Source organism: Microbacterium sp. A94 (assembly GCF_051842855.1).
Classification (GTDB): Bacteria; Actinomycetota; Actinomycetes; order Actinomycetales; family Microbacteriaceae; genus Microbacterium.
The window spans coordinates 1-17,932 of record NZ_JBPXMU010000002.1; the positions used below are offsets into that span (position 1 = coordinate 1).

Below are 17,932 nucleotides of genomic sequence, written 5' to 3' on the forward strand. Positions count from 1 at the left end.
CGTCAGCAGCGTCAGCAGCGTCAGCAGCGCCGGCAGTGTCGGCAGAGGCGGCAGCGGTGGGAGCGTCAGCAGCGTCAGCAGCGTCAGCAGCGTCAGCAGCGTCAGCAGCGTCAGCAGCGTCAGCAGCGTCAGCAGCGTCAGCAGCGTCAGCAGCGTCAGCAGCGTCAGCAGCGTCAGCAGCGTCAGCAGCGTCAGCAGCGTCAGCAGCGTCAGCAGCGTCCGTTGCGTCAGTCGCGTCAGTCGCGTCAGCATCCGTGGCGTCAGCAGCGTCCGTTGCGTCCGTTGCGTCAGCAGCGTCAGCAGCATCGGTCGCGTCAGTCGCGTCGGTGGCATCCGCGGCATCGGTCGCGTCCGCAGCATCCGTGGCGTCAGCAGCATCCGTCGCGTCAGCAGCATCCGTCGCGTCAGCAGCATCCGTCGCGTCAGCAGCATCCGTCGCGTCAGCAGCATCCGTCGCGTCAGCAGCATCCGTCGCGTCAGCAGCATCCGTCGCGTCAGCAGCGTCAGCAGCGTCCGCGTCAGTCGAGTCAGTCGAGTCAGTCGCGTCAGTCGCGTCAGTCGAGTCAGTCGCGTCAGTCGCGTCAGTCGCGTCAGTCGCGTCAGTCGCGTCAGTCGCGTCAGCAGCGTCAGTCGCGTCAGTTGCATCGGTGGCATCCGCAGCATCGGTCGCGTCCGCAGCATCCGTCGCGTCCGCAGCATCCGTCGCGTCAGCAGCATCCGTCGCGTCCGCAGCATCCGTCGCGTCAGCAGCATCCGTCGCGTCCGCAGCATCCGTCGCGTCCGCAGCATCCGTCGCGTCAGCAGCGTCCGTCGCGTCCGTCGCGTCAGCAGCGTCCGTCGCGTCAGCAGCGTCCGTCGCGTCAGCAGCGTCCGTCGCGTCAGCAGCGTCCGTCGCGTCAGCAGCATCAGTCGCGTCAGCAGCATCCGTGGCGTCAGCAGCGTCCGTCGCGTCAGTCGCGTCAACAGCATCCGCAGCGTCGGTCGCATCAGTCGCGTCAGTCGCGTCAGTCGCGTCAGTCGCGTCAGTCGCGTCAACAGCATCCGTCGCGTCCGCAGCGTCAACAGCATCCGACGCGTCAGCAGCATCCACGGCGGGCTCATCCTCGAAATCGCAGAGGATATTGCCACCGAAGGCGTAGTGGTGGATCTCACCACCACCGTGTGTCGTCAGATCGCGCGTAACCCACTGACCGTTCTGCGTGCGCGAACCCGTGAAGGTGACGTCGGCATTCGGTGCGAAGATGGCACCGATCTCGACGCCATCGATCGTGACAGCACCAGTGACCTCAGACAGGTCGTACATGACGTACTGCGCGTAATCCTGCTGCGCGTCGAGGCTCGGGCTCCAGCCCTCGATCAGGATCCCCTGCACGGTGGTCGTACCGGCCGGAACACGAATGATCAGCGGAGCATCCGCCGACGGAATCCATCCGCCGAGGTTGTCCGGCTTGATCGGGTTGGCTCCGACGAAGTCGGCGTATTCGAAGACGTTCGGCTTGTCCTCGGCGAAGGGCCCTGGCATGGCCATGCTTCCCTGCAAGTTCGGACCAACGATGTGCATCAGCTGGTCGGCCGGATCTGCCGCCCCCGCAGAGGCATACCCCGCTGCGAGGCACTGCTGCGCCACGTCATACGCCGGAAAATCGAGGTACGCCTCGACCGAGTCGAGCTGCGTAGTGATAGCGGCGAGCGACGCATTCGCGTCGACGAAAGGCAACGCCTCAAGGTCGAGGACCGCCGCGCTGTTCGGATCTCCCGTGCTCACTCGAGTCCAGGAGCCGCGCTGTGTGGCGTTGAGGCCTTCGATCGAGACCAGCTTGGCGATACCAAGGTCGTTGTGACCATCAGCGGGTGCGTTCTGATTAGTGATCGCAATGCCAGTACCCGCAGCGCCGCCGAACCCGCCGGCCAGCACACGCGTCGGCACACCATCGACAGTCGGGATCGTGTAATCGCCGGAACCGGCGGCCTGATGCCGAATGGGATAGTTCTGCTTCGAAGCGGAGATCGTCCCCGTCACGGCGATCGATCCCTCGATCTCGCCGTTTCCGAGTTCCGCATCGCCCATCGTGACGACGGTGAATCCGTCGCTGCCCGCGAACGGATTGATGGAGGTGACCGCAGCGTGCGCCGGCGCCGTCAGCATCAGCGATCCACCGACCACCACGGCGGCGCTCAGCCCGAATGCGCCAGCGCGCGCCAAATGACGTAACTTCATGTGTGATTCCCCTTCTGTGCGCTTTGCGCACAGCCCCATTGCATTCGATCGCATCTTCGTGTGATCGGCGACGCGATTCGCGTCGAACACACCAAAGCCCCCCTTGGCGTCCAGAGAGTACCACACAATCTGGGAGCGCTCTCACAGAGCCACCCGCTACACGCCTCAGGCATCCGCAACACAGAATGGGAATGCCTACCCGCGCTTCCGAGTTACACCAAATGATGACTGCCTCAGCCCCTGCCCTCTCCGTCCTCGATCTCGTCCCCGTGCACACCGGCCAGACCAGTGCCGAGGCGATCGCTTCCTCCCTCGCACTCGCTGAGGCTGCAGACCGGCTCGGCTACCGGCGCTACTGGTTCGCCGAGCACCACAACATGCCGGCCGTGGCATCCACCACTCCCCCGGTCCTCATCGCGGCAGCTGCCGGACGCACGCAGCGCATGCGGCTCGGATCCGGCGGCGTCATGCTGCCCAACCACGCACCGCTCATCGTCGCCGAGCAATTCGCCGCCCTCGAAGCCATCGCGCCGGGGCGCATCGACCTCGGCCTCGGCCGCGCCCCCGGAAGCGACCCGGTCATCACGCAACTGCTGCGCGGTTCTGGCACCACGAGCGATGTCGAACAGTTCCCCCGCAACATCGAGGACATCCGCGCTCTACTCGCCGGCGACGGCGCGACCGTGCGCTTCACGTCCGGCGGCAACTACACCGTGCACTCCACCCCGGCGGCGACCAGCACGCCCGAGGTGTGGCTGCTCGGCTCGAGCGACTACTCCGCCCAGCTCGCAGCATCCCACGGCCTGCCCTATGTCTTCGCGAACCATTTCTCCGGCCATGGCCTCGAGCGCGCGCTCGACCTCTACCGCACCGGGTACCAGCCCAGCGAAGAGCACCCGCAGCCGCGCACGTTCCTCACCGTCAACGCCGTCGCCGCCGCCACTGCTGAAGAGGCCGAGCGCCGTGCCCTTCCCCAGCTGCGGATGATGGCCCGCCTGCGCTTGAACAAACCCCTCGTCGCGCTGGAAACAGTGGAAGAAGCACTCGCCGCCGCAACCGACCCCGCCACCGATGAGGTCATCGCGGCCGCCCGCTCGCGCTGGTTCGTCGGCACAGGTGAGACGGTGGCCGCCGAGACGCGCGAGTTCGCGACCCGATACGGCGTCGATGAGGTCATGCTCTCGCCCGTCGCGGGCGTTTTCGAATCAGAGCCGATGGATGCCGCACCCGGCCGCACCGCAACGCTCGAACTCATCGCGGCCGCTCTGTAGGGGTCGCATTCGGCCGCTTGGCCCAGCATTAAGCGGCCACTTGCGACACCTCACCGAGTCGCCGCATCCAGCAGGTGTCGCATCTGGCCGCTCTCAGCAGGCTGAAGCGGCCACTCGCGACACCTCCCGCGCCGAGCCCACCGCGCCCCGCACCTCCCGCGGCGAGCGAGCAGGTCCAGCTACTCTCCCGGCGCGCCGGAAAGCAGGTCGCGCAACCAGTCGCGCGCTTCGACGAAGACGTCGTCGGCGTACCGCTCCGGATAGTGCACGATCTGCCGATCGGCCCGCGGATACGAACCGAGAAAGACCACACGGGGGCTGAACCGACGGATGCCGAGCAGCGCATCCGCCATCCGCTCATCCTGCACATGCCCATCCGCATCGAGCACGAACCGGTACCGCCCCAACTCATCGCCGATCGGCCGTGACTCGATCAACGACAGGTTGATGCCGCGCGTCGAGAACTGCTCGAGCAGATCAAGCAGCGCGCCCGGGCGATCGTTGGGAAGCTCGACGATCAGCGACGTCTTGTCGGCTCCGGTCGGGTCCGGCGGCGTCGTGGTCCGCGTCACGAGAACGAAGCGCGTGACGGCGGCGGTGTTGTCGCCGATCTCGGATGCCAGCACATCGACGTCGTAGTGCGCAACGATCCCGGGAGGCGCAATCGCAGCCTGCGCGGGCGTCGTTCCCTCTAGAACGCCAATAGCGGATGCCACGTTGCTGGCCGCCGGGACATGGGAGTGGTTCGGGAGGTTCTTGCCCAACCAACCGTGGCACTGGGCGTAGGCGACCGGGTGGGCGGCGATCGCGGAGACATCCTCGATCTTCGTGCCGCGCGGCGCCACCAGGACGAAGTTCACCTTCACCAGGTACTCGCCGATGATGCGCAATCCCGGCAGAGTGGCCAGAGCATCCTGCGTCGTCGAAACTCCACCCTCGATGGAGTTCTCAATCGCGATCATCGCGGCGTAACTGCGCTCCTCCAGCACATCGGCGAGCGCCTCACCGACGTTGTGAACGGCACGCCACTGCTGGCCTCGCGCGGCAGCCACCTGATCGAGTGCTGCTTCCGTGAAGGTTCCCGCAGGGCCGAGGTAGCTGTAGGTACGACGTTCAGTCACGGGTTTCACCTTAGCCCCGCAGATGATGCGCAGAAGCCGAGATCGGGGCAGACTGGAACCATGACCAGCCGTGCCGGCCTCCCCGCGGAGCAAAGTGACCTCATTGACGTCGACGAACTGATCGCCGCGTACTACGATCGGCGCCCGGATCCGTCCGTGGCAGCACAGCGCGTCGCCTTCGGAACGAGCGGCCACCGCGGCTCGTCGTTGACGAACAGTTTCAACGAGCAGCACATCCTCGCCACCACCCAGGCAATCGTCGAGTATCGGGCGTCGCAGGGCATCACCGGTCCTCTCTTCCTCGGCCGTGACACCCACGCCCTGTCGCTGCCCGCCGAGCGCACGGCCATCGAGGTGCTCATCGCCAACGGCATCGACGTACGCGTCGACTCACGCGATTCCTACGTGCCGACCCCGGCTCTCAGCCACGCGATTCTCACGCACAACCGCGCCCTTTCGCCGAACGCCGCCGGCCGCGCCGACGGCATCGTCGTCACCCCTTCGCACAACCCGCCCCGCGATGGCGGTTTCAAGTACAACCCGCCGCACGGCGGCCCCGCCGACACGGATGCCACCAGTTGGATCGCCGCCCGGGCGAACGAACTCATCGAGGGCGGCATGGAGGGCGTCAAGGCCGCGAGCTTCGCAGACCTCGACTGGGACGCACTGCCCAGCTACGATTTCCGCGACGCCTACGTGCGCGACCTCGCCAGCATCATCGACGTGGATGCCATCAAGAAGGCCGGCATCCGCATCGGCGCAGATCCCCTGGGCGGAGCATCCGTCGAATACTGGTCGCTGATCCAGGAGATGTACGAACTGGACCTGATCGTCGTCAACCGCGAGGTCGATCCGACCTGGCGGTTTATGACGCTGGACTGGGACGAGAAGATCCGGATGGATCCTTCGTCGCCGAACGCGATGGCATCCCTCGTCGCGCGCCGCGGTGATTTCGACGTGCTCACCGGAAACGACGCCGACGCCGATCGGCACGGGATCGTGACCCCGGATGCCGGGCTCATGAACCCCAACCACTACCTCGCCGTCGCGATCGACTACCTGTTCTCGCACCGCGCTGACTGGCCTCGGGATGCCGCGATCGGCAAGACCCTGGTCTCGTCGATGATCATCGACCGGGTTGCTGAGTCGCTGGGCCGACGGCTGCTGGAAGTTCCCGTCGGATTCAAGTGGTTCGTACCGGGTCTGCTCGACGGATCTGTCGCGTTCGGCGGCGAGGAATCTGCTGGGGCCTCGTTCCTCCGCAAGGACGGTACGGTCTGGTCGACCGACAAGGACGGCATCCTGCTGTGCCTGCTCGCCGCCGAGATCATCGCGGTCACCGGCAAGAGCCCGTCCGAGCGCTATGCCGAACTGGAGCAGGCGTTCGGGGCATCCGCTTATCAGCGCGTCGACGCGCCGGCCACACCCGAGCAGAAGGCGACACTCGCGCGACTGGCACCCGAGTCCGTCACGGCCAAGACGCTGGCCGGCGAGCAGATCCTCGAAAAGCTGTCACACGCGCCGGGCAACGGCGCCGCGATCGGTGGCCTCAAGGTGCAGACCGAGAATGCCTGGTTCGCCGCCCGCCCCTCCGGCACTGAAGACGTCTACAAGCTCTACGCCGAGAGCCTGCTCGGAGCTGAACACCTCGCCGAGGTGCAGGCTGAGGCCCGAGCCGTGGTGTCGGCGGCGCTGGGCGGCTGAGGTTGATCACCCCGCACCGGCGATAGACGCCGCTGCGAAAACTGCGCTCGCGACGAGCCATCTCGAGAACGGTGATTTATGGTCTGCGCTTCCGGCTTCGGCGGGTTTCTTAGCAAGGTGCACGAGCGGGTAGCGGAGAGTCGCCAGGCAGACGGGTACGCTCGCCACCGCGGCGGCACCGCCCCGGATCTGTACGGAACGGCAGCCGCCGTCGGCATCAGGATTGCGCTCGGCGACCGTCCCGGGGGATCCGAAGCGGAAGCTCTGCGCCGGAGCGTGAACTCGTTCGCGACAGCAGATGGATTGTTCGCGGATCCGACTCATGGCGAGATCCACCGCGCTGCCACCGCGCTGACGACGCTCATGGTGCTTGGCGAGCTACCGCCGGTCCCCGCACGCTTGCAAGACCTGCTGCGCCCAGAGGCGGCCGCCCCCTTCCTCGCCGGACTCGACTGGGATCAGCCGTGGCCCGCGTCCCACGAGGCGGCAGGACTCCTCGCCATCGGCGTTGTATGTGCTGGCGCCGACGAGAACGAGCGCACCCGATGGCTTGACCGGTACTTGGGCTGGCTGGACGAACACGCCGATGGCGAGACAGGGCTCTGGCTCCGCGATCGAATGGGGGCCGTCGACGAGGACCCCGGCTTGTTCGGCAATCTCGGCTGCAGTTTCCACATGCATTTTCTCTATGAGTGGCTCGGGCGCGCGTGGCCGCATCCTTCTGGCGTCGTTGACACAGGGCTTCTGCTGCTGCACCAGACCGCGACTGTGCTGCCCTCCGACGACGACTCGCTCGACGCGTGGGGATTTCGACAGCTCGACTGGGTCTATTCCGTAGGGCGTTCGGCGCGCGACGGTCACCGAGCAGCAGAGGTCACTGCGGCGTGCGAGAAGCTTGCCGACCGTGCCGCGGCCGCTTTGTCGGCTCCGGATGCCGCCGAAGGTGATCTACACGTCGTCCAGGCGCGCATCGGGCTGGTGGCTGAGCTTGCCGTGCAACTGCCGGACATGATCGATACGGGCGGATTCTCGCTCCGTTCCATCCTCGACGTGCGACCCTTCATCTGACACCATCGCCGGCAGGTCCCGGTTTCCTCTGGCCTCAGCGGGCGAAGTCGTTCGCGAGCGCAGCACCGGCCGCATGAAGCCAGCGCGCTGGCTCTGTCTGAGAGGCGTGTGCGGAGCCGGCAAGATCCGTGAGTGAGATGGATGCCTCGAACAGCGCCGTGTCCGCGTCTGAGGTGATCCGCCCGGCGACGACGGCGGCGCGCACCCCCGCGCGAGCTGCGACCCCGGCGACGAACGAGGGCACCTTGCCGTCGCCGGACTGACCATCGTAGGATCCCTCGCCGGTCACCACGATGTCGGCATCGGTGACAGCTTCTTCCAGTCCGATCAGTCGGGCGACTTCACCGGCACCGGGAGAGAGTTCGGCACCCCAGCGGGCCAGTGCACCGCCGGCGCCTCCGGCGGCGCCCGAGCCCGGCAGCTGCGAGTCCGCGCCGAGCAGCTTGGCGAGACGCACCAGAGCGGCATCGACGCGCACGATATCCACCGCGTCAGTCAGCCCCTTCTGCGGGCCGAACACTGCTGCAGCACCGTGCGACCCGACCAGCGGGTTCGTCACATCCGAGAGAACGAGGACCTCAGGAGCCGGGCGCAGCCCCGCAAGATCGACGGCGGCGAGCTCCAGCAGTCCGCGCGCGCCGGGCGCGATCGGCAGCCCGGCGGCATCAGCGAAACACGCGCCGAGCGCGGTCAGCAGCCCGGTCCCACCATCCGTCGACGCACTAGATCCGATGCCGAGCACCAGGCGAGAGACGCCATGATCAAGCGCGGCGACAATCGCCTGGCCGAATCCGGTCGTGTCGGCGTCGAAGGGGCGCAGCGCATCAACCAGCTCGATGCCGGAGGTCGATGCCAGGTCGATCACCCCAGTTCCTCCCGGTGCGCCGTCCGTCGGCGGCAGCAGCAGCCACTCGGCATCCACCGGCACTCCGGCGGGACCGTCCACACGTACCGGCATCCGCACCGCACCTGGCACGCCCGCGGCGAACGCGGCCACCGTGCCCTCGCCGCCGTCCGCCATCGGACGCATGACGAAGTCGGCGCTGCCATCGACAGATGCCCACCCCGCGGCGAGCGCCTGCGCAGCATCCGCCGCAGTGATGGATCCCTTGAAGCTGTCCGGTGCGAGTACGACCTTCATTGCCATGGTTTCGAGCCTACGGGGCAGAAGTGCTCCGCTCAGCGCAGACGATCTCCGATCAGGGCGAGGTTCTGAATCGCCGCCAAGCCGTACTGGGCCGCATCGTTCGTCGACACACTGGGCGCCTCATCCACGGGGTTGAGAACGTATGGCGCCTCCACCCGATTCAGTGTGAAGTCGCGCCGATGAACCAACCACTCCCCGACTCCTTCGAACGCCTGCCAGGCCAGATCCGCAAGATCCGCATCGCCGGTGCTCGCCGCAACGTACGCCGTCAGCCGGCTGTGCGCCTGTTCGAGATGGATGCCGGTGAGCGGAGCTCCGACGGCAGCGACCTGCTCCTCGGGCGTTGCCAAATACAGGCGGCAGTACTCCAGCCACGCTTTCCGGAACCCGGGCACGTCCACGAGGTCGATCAGCTCGCTGCACACCTCGACAAGGCCGAACACCGCGCTCAGATGCGACACCGAGATGCGCTCGCGAGTCGTGTCGAACCGCCCGGAGTCGAGGTCGTAGAGGGCCTCACCGGTGAGGAATCCGTGCGGAAGCGCGCCGATGTCCGCCATTGTGCCCAGCAGTCGGTCTCGGGAACGCTCGTCGCCGGTGCGCTCCCAGTCGGTGAGCCACGTCGCCGCCAGCGCACCCCAGTCCGTCCCGAGCCCGACGGCGAGCGCGGAGCGATCCGGTCGATAGGTCGCCGCATCCGAGCGCACCTTTCGGGTGGGATCGGTGTCGAGGAAGCGCTGATCGCTGTCGCGCAGCTCGGTGAGCAGGTCGCCGACGCGCTCGTCCGCGGTCAGATAGTGGAAGATGCGCCGGTAGATCGGGCTGCTGATGCGCAACTGCTTGGCGCTGCATCCCCAGTGCTGCACGTTATGCCGCGACCCGAGGCCCTTCCACCGGCCCAGGTGATAGACGTCTACCTCGCCGGTATGCCGGGTCATCGTCTCGGCGAGCCGGAACACGTCGGCACGACCGCTGCGCAGGTACGAGTACCAGAGCCAGAGATCTGGTGAGAGCTCACTGTTGTCCCAGGCGTAGCCGCCGACGTCGTATCGCCACACGTGACGGTCGGGGTCGTAGGCGTGCATGACGTCGCCGTAATCCCAGAAGCCGTACCAGCTGCGCTGTCCGATCTGCCCGAGATAGAAGTCCAGGAGAAAATCGATGCTGTCTTCGATCTCCCCGCGCAGCGGCGTCGACCGGTCAATCGGCGCCCAGTCGCCGAACACACCGACCGCATTCAAGTGCGCGGGAGTCGGTTGCAGCAGCCGAGGAGTCTGCACCCGCGCCACATCCTCGGCCACGCGTTCGATCGACGGGGTCGCCGCATAGGCGAACAGTGTGAGCTCGTGGGTGCGCGCGATGCCCTGCGCCTCCCCGAAGCCCGGCTCGTAGTCCTCATAGGTGATCTCGAGCGCCTCGAGCTGCGTCGCGAAGTCGTCCTGGCCGAGGCCGTCGTGATAGAACCGGACGTCCATGGGCTGCGCCTCCGGCGCGTACAGCCACGCTGTGACCTCTGCTCGGTCGGATGCCGCGCCCCGGATGTCGAGCTGACCGGGATGCGATTGCCAGAAGCCCCGTACCCCGACGCCGAGACCGCCACCCGGATCGCTGACCGAGACGAAGCCTTCCGCCCGCGTACCGGCACCAGCACTGATCCACGCGTGACCGGGAGCCGTGCGCTTGCGGATGCCGAAACCGTCGGCGCTGAGCTGGGTGAGCGTGGCATCCGACCATGCCGGGATGAGATCCAGCCGTTCGGACACCTCCGGGTTCCACCCCGCGGTCGGCGGCGTCGCCACGCCTCGGATCTGCGCGGCACGAACCTCGGCACCAGGGTCACGGCGGAGTCCGGTGAGTCCGCGCACCGCCTCGGAGAAGAAGCCACCATCGGCGCCGGCGAACCGGACATGTCGGTCGTGCAATGGCGCCCGCAGTGGCACCCCTGCCCGGAGACCGAGCCCGGTGAGGAAGTCGACCTCGCCGTCACCGTCCCAGATCACCGTGTGCACGACGCGGATCTCCTCGGAACCGGCGACCAGGACGAGCCGCACGACGAACGGCAGCCACTCCCGCTCGCCCGACTCCGCCCGGTGCGTCCCCTCGATCCGCACGACCGCTCGGATGGGACCCTCCTGCTCGACATCGACCAGCGAGATGAGTGAGCGGAAGTGTTCGCGCGGCGCGCCGCCGCCGTCCTCCGCGATTTCGTCCTGCCTCAGGCTGACCAGGCGCACGTCTTCGGCGATCACGACGCCGTCCCGCGTGATTGTCCGGATGAGCCCCTCGACCGATCTGTCCTGCTGCGGCACGCCGATTTCCACGGTGATCACACCGTTGTCCACGACGACGAGGTCGGCCGCTCGGTGCACCCGCACCGGGCGATCATGCGCGGGGGCGGCGGATGGGGCATCGGCCACGATCTCGTACTCGCCGACGTCACCCGAGCCGACGTCACCCGCGGCGCCGACGTCACCCATGGCGCCGAGCGCGGCGCCGGTCCACTTCACCGACCCGTCCGGCCAGGTCGCAAGCGGCCAGAACTGGCCCGGCACGTTCTCACCGTCACGGCGGAGGCGGAGTTCGGAGACCGACCCCACGCTTCCCCGGGGAAGCGGCGCGCCCCAGGTGACACCCGACGGCAGCGTTTTCGGCGCGACGTCATCGAGCCAGCGCAGGGGAACGACAAGAGCGGGGGCGGTCATAGCGAATGCACCTCAAGGTTTCGGTAGCAGGCGGTCAGCGGGGACATCTGTCGGAATCCGATGCGGCCGTCGCGCACCCGCGGACCGGTCGATTCGTCGTCGGTCCACTCGAAAAGGACGAGGTCGTCTATTGAGAAGGTCACGCGGGCGCCATCCTTGATGACGCAGATGCGATAAAAATCGCCACGTGCGTCCTCGACGGATGGCAGCGGGTCGGCACCCTGACTGACCAGATGGAATCCGGGCGACTTGCGCAGATTGCAGGTGTGGAAGGCGCGTTCGTCTTCCCAACGCCGGCGGAAGTAGGACACATGCAGGGTGCGGATGTCTCCGGAGTGATACTGCGGATACGCCCCCGTGCGCGGGGCGAGGCCGTCGTCGAAGATCCCGCCACCGGCAGTCGCTGCCGCTCCGAAGAACAGCATCGCCAGGCCCGGCTCGCTGCGTGGCGACATCTCCCAACTGATGCGAATGCGGTCCCCAAACACCTCGGGGCACCACAGCGTCCAGTGCTCGTCGATGCCTCCACTGCTGGACAGCAGCACCCCGTCCGCATCTGCAGATGCTGCCATCGGCCCTTCAACCACCCAGCCGGCGAGATCCTCAGGCGAAGCCAACGGATTCGCATACAGCAGAGCCGTCATCCCTTCACCGAACCGATCAGCATGCCCTTGGCGAAGTGTTTCTGCAGGAACGGGTAGAACAGCAGGATGGGCAGAGTCGCCACAACGATCACGGCGAATTTGATCCCCTGCGCCGGCGGCATCTGACCGGGGCCTGCCTCCAACATCGACAGATCTGTGGCGACTGTCACCTGACGCAGGAACATCTGCAGCGTCCACATCGAGTTGTCGTTGAGGTACAGCAGCGGCGACATGAAGTCGTTCCAGATACCCACGGCATAGAACAGCGCGAAGGTGGCGAGCACCGGCTTGGAAAGCGGGAGGATGATGCTCCACAGCGCCTGCATCTCGTTCGCCCCGTCGATCTTCGCGGACTCCTCGAGCTCGCCCGGGAGCTGCTCGAAGAAGTTCTTGATGATGATGAGGCTGAACGGATTGATCGCCATCGGCAGGATCAGCGCCCAGTACGTATCCAGCATCCCCAGGTCTTTGACGACGAGGAACGTCGGGATCATTCCACCGGAGAAGACCATCGTGAACACGATGAGCGACAGCAGCGTGCGCCGCCCGGGCAGGTTTCCCTTCGACAGCGGATAGGCCATCGAAGCGGTGAGAAACAGCTGGACCAGCGTTCCGACCACGGTCACCCCGATCGTCGTGACCATCGCACGCAGGAACGTGGGGCTCGTCAGGATCGACTCGTAGGCCCGCAGGCTGAACGTCTCCGGCCACACGAAGAACGACCGGGTGGCGAGCTCGAGCTCGGTGGCGAAGGAACCCGCGATGACGTAGACGAACGGGATCAGTGCGACGATGCCGACGGCCGTGAGCAGCACGACGTTGAAGACGTCGAAGACCTTGCCACCCGGGGTATTGAACCGGTACTTCTCGCGTGCCATCAGAAGATCCCCGTCTGGTTGAAGCGTTTGGCGAGCCAGTTCGCCCCGAAGATCAGCACCACTCCGACGACCGCCTTGAACAGGCCGACCGCGGTGCTGTAGCTGTAGGAGCCCTGGGTGATGCCCATGAAGTACACGTAGGTGTCGAAGACGTCCGCCACCTGGCGGTTGAGCGAGTTAGTCATCAGATAGATCTGCTCGAATCCGGTGTTGAGCACCTGCCCCATCTGCAGCACGAGCAGGATGATGATCGTCGGGCGGATAGCGGGGAGCGTGACATGCCAGACGCGCTGGAATCTCCCGGCCCCGTCGATGATCGCCGCCTCATACTGCTCCTGGTCGACGCTCGCGAGCGCGGCGAGGAAGATGATGGTGCCCCAGCCGGTGTTCTTCCAAATGTCCTGGAGGACGATGATCGGCCGGAACCACGCCGGATCGGTGAGGAAGCTCGTGTCTGTGCCGAACAGACCATTGATCAGCTGCGTCAGCGGGCCGATGTCCAGGGCGAACAGCAGATAGGTCAGCGACGCGACGACGGTCCACGACAGGAAGTGCGGGATGTAGATCAGGGTCTGCACGGAGCGCTTGACCATGTTGACGCGCAGCTCGTTGAGCAAAAGCGCGACGACGATCGTCAGCGGGAAGGCCACGACGACGCTCAGCAGCGCGAGGATCAGGGTGTTCGCCATGATCCTCCCGAAGTCGGGACTGGCGAACAGATCCTCGAAGTGCTTGAAGCCCACCCAGGGGCTGTCGGCGATGCCGAGGAAAGGGACGTAGTCCTTGAACGCGATGACCGCGCCGCCCATCGGCCCGTACCGGAAGACCACGAAGTAGATGATCCCCGGCAGCAGCATCAGATAGAGCCACTTGAACTGGGTGAAATGAACCCGTGCGCGTCGACGACGCTTCGGGGTCGGAACGGTGAGCGCCTCCGTCTGAGTGACGGGGCGTGTGTCCAGAACGACCACGCGATCTCCTATCGGTGTGGAGGGGCGGATGCAACCCGCATCCGCCCCTCGTTCGGTCAGTTCTGGCTGCTCAGTTCATTGATCTCGGCGATGATGTCGTCTCCGCCGCTGCTGCGCCACAGCGCAACCGCGTCCTTGAGACCGTCGAGGTCGATCTGGCCGGCGATGTACTGGATGCGCGCATCCGAGACGATCACGTCCAGCTGAGCCCCCTTGGAGACGTAGGTCTGCGAGACGTAGGCCGCGGCCTCGTCATACACCGCGTGCTCGGTGTCGGATGCCTCGATCTGCTTGCGCTTGTCGTACATCTCCTGCTCGTACTCTGTGGCCTGCTGGGGGAGATAGCCCTGGAATCCCGTGACGTTCATTCCCAGCTGGCTGTAGCTGAGCACGGCATCCTTCAACTCCTGCGGAGCGTCGTCGACGGCGACAGCGAGATCGCCGTCCAACGTGTAGGTCTCGCCTTCGATGCCGTTGTTGAGGATGGGTCCGGCCTCGGCCGAGTTCAGCTTGTCGAGCACTTCCAGCACGGCGCGCAGCTCCGCCCCGGTGCGCACGTTCGTCTTCGGGATCGCCAGGAACCCGCTGTAGCCGGTGGTCGGGTGAGCGTGCAGCTCCCCGTCGGGGCCGGTCAGGTTGCCGGCGATGTCAACGTACTGGTCGAAGCCGTCAGGGTCGGATTCCTTGAGCAGGTTCATCAGCTGACCGGCACGCGAGTGCACGTCGATGATGATGCCGCCCTTGCCATTCAGGAAGGGCTCATTCCAGGTCGCCGAGTCGAACGTCGTGTAGTCCGGGTTGACGTATCCCCCGTCGACAAGTTCCTTCTCATACTCCACGGCGTCGAGCCACTCGTCGGTGGTGAAGCTCGGCACCAGCTCGCCATCGCGCTCGGTCCACCGGTTGCCCGCGCCGAACCACGTCTCGATGACGTCGTAGGGGCTGTTGCTGCCGATCGCACCCGGCCACTTGGGAATGATCAGGCCGTAGGTGTCATCGGCGCCGTTGCCATCCGGGTCCTGCTCGGTGAACGCCTTGGCGACCTCGTAGAGGTCTTCAGTGGTCTCCGGCGTCTCGAGTCCGACGTTGGCCAGCCAGTCCTTGCGGATGATGACGGCCGCGCGCATGACGTCACGGGCCCGGAAGATGCCGTACACCTTGCCGTTCACGCTCGCGGCGTGCTGCACCTCCGGGAAGGTCGTCTTCAGGTTGGGGTAGTCGTCCAAGTAATCCGTGAGATCCCAGAAGGCGCCGGCCTCGGCATTGCGGACGAAGCCCGGGTCCTTGCCCTGGATGATCATGACCTGTGGGATGTCATCCCCGGCGAGCGTGATGTTGGTCTTGTCCAGGTACGACGAGTTGGGCACCCAGGTGATGTCGAGCTCCACGCCGGCGATGCCCTCGAGGGCCGCGAGGACCTCGTTGCCGTCGGCCGGCGCATTCGTGACGAGATACGGGGCCATGATCGACAAGCTCTCCAGCTCGGCGGCTTCACCGTTTCCTTCGGCCGCTCCCCCGGCCGAGCAACCGGCCAGAACGACCGCGCCGGCGGTGATGAGGGCCAGACCGCTGAATTTTTTGATGTGCTTCATGTGAACTCCTTCGTTCGTGCTGCTGCAAGGGTGCAGGGTGGGATTGGTCGGATCAGAATGGGTCAGCCGGCTGCGACGGGAACGGCGTCAGCGTCGGTTTCCGTTTCGGTTTCAGCGAGCTGCCGGTCGTTCGCGGCGAAGAAGGCCAGGCACAGGGCGGTGTCGATGGTGAGCCACGCGCCGAGCGAGAGGAAGGGGATGATGCCGGGAAGAATCAGACTCGCGGTAACGACGACGACAGCGGCGAGCACCAGCAGGAGCACATGTGCGAGATTGCGCAGCATCCAGCGGGATGCCGTCAGCACATACGCCCGCAGCGGCAAATCGTAGTGGACGTAGAGCGGCACGAGCACGGCCAGCAGCGCGAACGCGAGTGTCAGCGCCACCAGCGTAAGGATTCCGGATGCTTCGGCAAGCGTTCCGGCACCGGCGAAGCCGGTCGCATTCACGGCGAGGATCATGCCGACGATGAGAACCGGCGCAAGCACCGCGTTCGCGCGCCAAAACTCACGCGACCACGCCTGCGCGAAAGTGCGGATAGCCGGGAAACCCTCTCCCCGCAGCCGGCGTCGCGTGAGTTCAGCAGCCGCCACCGTGGCAGGGGCCGCCCCCAGGAGGATTCCGCCGGCGAGCGTGAACACATACCAGAGCAGGTTCACCGTCATCACCCAGAACAGCCAGTCACAGGCGGCATGGGCGCGGGACGCCCACCCGCTGGATGCGGCTCTGCTGTTCATCGGATCTCCATCGATCGGCATTTCACGCGCGTCGTCGCCGTGAATCTCGGGACGGGAATGCGCTTTCCGAGGACGATGCTAGCCCACCGTTTGAAACGAGTCAACAGGTGCGGGAAAACGCTGTCCGTGTCACACTGCTGTCACCTCCATCCATTTCTGACCCCAACCGCGAGGCCCTTCGATGACCTATCACCTGGCCGGCGACTCCACCGTCGCCCCGATGAAGCCCCAGGAATCTCCAATGTCAGGGTGGGGGCAATTTCTGGAGAAACGCATCGACGCCCCCGTCCGGAATCTGGCCTTCGGCGGTGCGACGACCGAGTCGTTTCTGGCTTCGGGCACATGGGCGGGACTGCTCGACGAGGTCGGCGCCGGCGACACTGTCGTGATCCAGTTCGGCCACAACGACCAGAAGCTGCCGGAGCTCGACGCGCGTGGCGGCTACACCGATCGGCTGCGCCGCATGGTCGCCGACGTCCGCGAGCGCGCGGGTCTCGCCGTGCTGTGTACATCGTGCGAACGTCGGTGGTTCGACGACTCCGGCGGACTGATTCCGACGCACGGCGACTATCCGAACGCTGTGCGCGATCTCGCTCAGGAGCTTCACGCCCCGCTCATCGACCTCGCGGCTTTCACTGCCTGGCTGTACGAGGACCTCGGTGCCGCCGAGTCGACGACGCTGCTGTCGCATTTTGCTCCGGGCGAGGCGGCCGCCTGGCCGGATGGGCTGGCCGACGATACCCACTTCCGCGCGGAAGGAGCCGACCGCATCGCAGCGTTCGTCGCTCGTTCTCTGCGTGCGATTGAGCGCCGCGACGGCGACCAGCCCGCGAAAGGCTCGCCGATCGTCAGCTGACGCCGCCTACACCGCCCGAGTACTGGCCCGGTCGATGAGCATGGCGGGAACGAGCGTGGCGGGCTTGGATGCCGGAGAACCCGCCCCTTTTCCCTCGATCTCGGCGACAAGCCGTGCCACCGCTTCAGTCGCGAGCGCCGCGAAGTCCTGCCGGATCGTGGTGAGCGGCGGTCGGTAGTTCGCGGCATCCGGGACGTCGTCGAAGCCGATCACACTGACGTCCTCCGGAACCTGCCGTCCCTGTTCAGCGAGCGCGCGGATGAGGCCGAGCGCCATCTGGTCGTTCGCGCTGAAGACGGCAGTGGCTTCGGTCATGCGAGCGGCGGCAGCGAACCCGGAATCGGCTGACCAGTCACCTCGTACTACCTCGCCTTTCCCGCCACCGATGGCTTCCATCGTCTCGCGCCACCCGCGCTCACGCTCGGCCGCCGCGAAAGAGTCTTCGGGACCGGCGAGGTGCCAGACCGCGGTGTGTCCGAGCTCGAGCAGGCTCCTGGTCGCCGCGGCTGCGCCGCCGGCGTGATCACTGTGCACGATATGAAGATCCGAAGCCGCGGGCGCGTCGACCACGACCAGCCTCAGCCCCTCAGGCGGATCGGCGGCCCGCATCATCGCCGAGGCCTCGTTCAGGACGATCGCACCATCGACACCCTGATCGTGAAGCCGGTCGAAAGCCGTCGCCACGGAGTCGCCGGCGGTGACGACCAGCAGCGCGTAGCCCCGCTGTTCGGCAGCTTCCGCGGTGGCCTGCAGCATCCGCGAGTTGCCGACCGTGGCGAGCGTCGTCACGACGAGACCGATCGTTTGGGTGCGCCCGGTGCGCAGCGCACGTGCGGCCCGATGGGGTCGGTAGCCGAGTTCTGCCATCACCTTCTCGACGCGGGTGCGGGTGACCGGGTCGACGCGCGGACTGTCGTTCACGACCCGCGACACGGTCTGACCGGAGACGCCGGCGCGGCTGGCGACCTGCGCCATCGATACCCGTCCGGATGCCGTTCGCCCCACCATGCGCCCCCTCTCCCG

At 66.4% G+C, this 17,932-nt stretch carries 14 protein-coding genes; 4 read left to right on the forward strand and 10 right to left on the reverse strand.

All coding sequences use genetic code 11. From position 1 onward, the window contains the following. On the reverse strand, positions 1-2,218 hold a 2,218-nt coding region (locus ACSU1L_RS05970; RefSeq protein WP_439255051.1), incomplete at its 3' end, for a collagen-binding domain-containing protein. 224 nt (positions 2,219-2,442) lie between these two features. On the opposite strand from ACSU1L_RS05970, the gene ACSU1L_RS05975 reads away from it, so the two are divergent. Next, positions 2,443-3,489, forward strand: a complete 1,047-nt coding sequence (locus ACSU1L_RS05975; protein ID WP_439255052.1) for an LLM class flavin-dependent oxidoreductase — start codon at positions 2,443-2,445, stop codon at positions 3,487-3,489. A 179-nt stretch (positions 3,490-3,668) separates the two neighbouring features. On the opposite strand, the gene pheA is transcribed toward ACSU1L_RS05975, so the two are convergent. Beyond that, positions 3,669-4,619 carry a prephenate dehydratase gene (pheA, locus tag ACSU1L_RS05980; protein ID WP_439255053.1) on the reverse strand — a complete coding sequence of 317 codons (951 nt, stop codon included), beginning with the start codon at positions 4,617-4,619 and terminating at the stop codon, positions 3,669-3,671. Between the two features lie 51 nt (positions 4,620-4,670). Between pheA and pgm the strand changes: the two genes are divergently transcribed. Both pgm and ACSU1L_RS05990 read left to right on the forward strand, forming a co-directional pair. Beyond that, positions 4,671-6,314: a phosphoglucomutase (alpha-D-glucose-1,6-bisphosphate-dependent) gene (gene pgm / locus ACSU1L_RS05985; RefSeq protein WP_438254126.1), complete on the forward strand. Its 1,644-nt coding sequence runs from the start codon at positions 4,671-4,673 to the stop codon at positions 6,312-6,314. A 78-nt stretch (positions 6,315-6,392) separates the two neighbouring features. Continuing rightward, the gene (locus ACSU1L_RS05990) at positions 6,393-7,382 is read left to right on the forward strand and encodes a hypothetical protein (RefSeq protein ID WP_439255054.1); all 990 of its coding nucleotides are present in this window, start codon (positions 6,393-6,395) and stop codon (positions 7,380-7,382) included. A 34-nt stretch (positions 7,383-7,416) separates the two neighbouring features. Here ACSU1L_RS05990 and ACSU1L_RS05995 read toward each other — a convergent pair whose 3' ends face one another. The 7 genes from ACSU1L_RS05995 to ACSU1L_RS06025 form a co-directional block, all read right to left on the reverse strand. Further along, positions 7,417-8,523, reverse strand: a complete 1,107-nt coding sequence (locus ACSU1L_RS05995) for a glycerate kinase (protein ID WP_439255591.1) — start codon at positions 8,521-8,523, stop codon at positions 7,417-7,419. 38 nt (positions 8,524-8,561) lie between these two features. After that, positions 8,562-11,231 (reverse strand): exo-rhamnogalacturonan lyase family protein, encoded by a 2,670-nt coding sequence (locus ACSU1L_RS06000; RefSeq protein ID WP_439255055.1) that lies wholly within the window; start codon positions 11,229-11,231, stop codon positions 8,562-8,564. Next, complete coding sequence (locus tag ACSU1L_RS06005) at positions 11,228-11,875, reverse strand: DUF1961 family protein (RefSeq protein WP_439255056.1); 648 nt, start codon at positions 11,873-11,875, stop codon at positions 11,228-11,230. The genes ACSU1L_RS06000 and ACSU1L_RS06005 overlap by 4 nt, the downstream gene beginning before the upstream one ends. Continuing rightward, positions 11,872-12,753 (reverse strand): carbohydrate ABC transporter permease, encoded by an 882-nt coding sequence (locus ACSU1L_RS06010; protein ID WP_438254121.1) that lies wholly within the window; start codon positions 12,751-12,753, stop codon positions 11,872-11,874. Before ACSU1L_RS06010 ends, ACSU1L_RS06005 begins: the two co-directional genes overlap by 4 nt. Next, complete coding sequence (locus ACSU1L_RS06015; protein ID WP_439255057.1) at positions 12,753-13,724, reverse strand: ABC transporter permease; 972 nt, start codon at positions 13,722-13,724, stop codon at positions 12,753-12,755. Before ACSU1L_RS06015 ends, ACSU1L_RS06010 begins: the two co-directional genes overlap by 1 nt. A gap of 56 nt (positions 13,725-13,780) precedes the next feature. Next, complete coding sequence (locus tag ACSU1L_RS06020) at positions 13,781-15,316, reverse strand: extracellular solute-binding protein (RefSeq protein ID WP_439255058.1); 1,536 nt, start codon at positions 15,314-15,316, stop codon at positions 13,781-13,783. A 62-nt stretch (positions 15,317-15,378) separates the two neighbouring features. Continuing rightward, positions 15,379-16,053, reverse strand: a complete 675-nt coding sequence (locus tag ACSU1L_RS06025; RefSeq protein WP_439255059.1) for a YesL family protein — start codon at positions 16,051-16,053, stop codon at positions 15,379-15,381. 181 nt (positions 16,054-16,234) lie between these two features. On the opposite strand from ACSU1L_RS06025, the gene ACSU1L_RS06030 reads away from it, so the two are divergent. Then, positions 16,235-16,909, forward strand: a complete 675-nt coding sequence (locus ACSU1L_RS06030; RefSeq protein WP_439255060.1) for a rhamnogalacturonan acetylesterase — start codon at positions 16,235-16,237, stop codon at positions 16,907-16,909. A 6-nt stretch (positions 16,910-16,915) separates the two neighbouring features. Here ACSU1L_RS06030 and ACSU1L_RS06035 read toward each other — a convergent pair whose 3' ends face one another. Continuing rightward, entirely contained in the window at positions 16,916-17,917 is a 1,002-nt protein-coding gene (locus tag ACSU1L_RS06035; protein ID WP_439255061.1) for a LacI family DNA-binding transcriptional regulator, read from the reverse strand. Positions 17,918-17,932 lie beyond the last annotated feature (15 nt).

Excerpts from the sequence above, each read along its gene's own strand:
- ACSU1L_RS05975 (WP_439255052.1), top strand. The coding sequence starts at position 2,443 with ATGACTGCCTCAGCCCCTGCCCTCTCCGTCCTCGATCTCGTCCCCGTG.
- pgm (WP_438254126.1), top strand. The coding sequence starts at position 4,671 with ATGACCAGCCGTGCCGGCCTCCCCGCGGAGCAAAGTGACCTCATTGAC.
- ACSU1L_RS05990 (WP_439255054.1), top strand. The coding sequence starts at position 6,393 with ATGGTCTGCGCTTCCGGCTTCGGCGGGTTTCTTAGCAAGGTGCACGAG.
- ACSU1L_RS05995 (WP_439255591.1), bottom strand. The coding sequence starts at position 8,523 with ATGAAGGTCGTACTCGCACCGGACAGCTTCAAGGGATCCATCACTGCG.
- ACSU1L_RS06000 (WP_439255055.1), bottom strand. The coding sequence starts at position 11,231 with ATGACCGCCCCCGCTCTTGTCGTTCCCCTGCGCTGGCTCGATGACGTC.
- ACSU1L_RS06005 (WP_439255056.1), bottom strand. The coding sequence starts at position 11,875 with ATGACGGCTCTGCTGTATGCGAATCCGTTGGCTTCGCCTGAGGATCTC.
- ACSU1L_RS06010 (WP_438254121.1), bottom strand. The coding sequence starts at position 12,753 with ATGGCACGCGAGAAGTACCGGTTCAATACCCCGGGTGGCAAGGTCTTC.
- ACSU1L_RS06020 (WP_439255058.1), bottom strand. The coding sequence starts at position 15,316 with ATGAAGCACATCAAAAAATTCAGCGGTCTGGCCCTCATCACCGCCGGC.
- ACSU1L_RS06025 (WP_439255059.1), bottom strand. The coding sequence starts at position 16,053 with ATGAACAGCAGAGCCGCATCCAGCGGGTGGGCGTCCCGCGCCCATGCC.
- ACSU1L_RS06030 (WP_439255060.1), top strand. The coding sequence starts at position 16,235 with ATGACCTATCACCTGGCCGGCGACTCCACCGTCGCCCCGATGAAGCCC.
- ACSU1L_RS06035 (WP_439255061.1), bottom strand. The coding sequence starts at position 17,917 with ATGGTGGGGCGAACGGCATCCGGACGGGTATCGATGGCGCAGGTCGCC.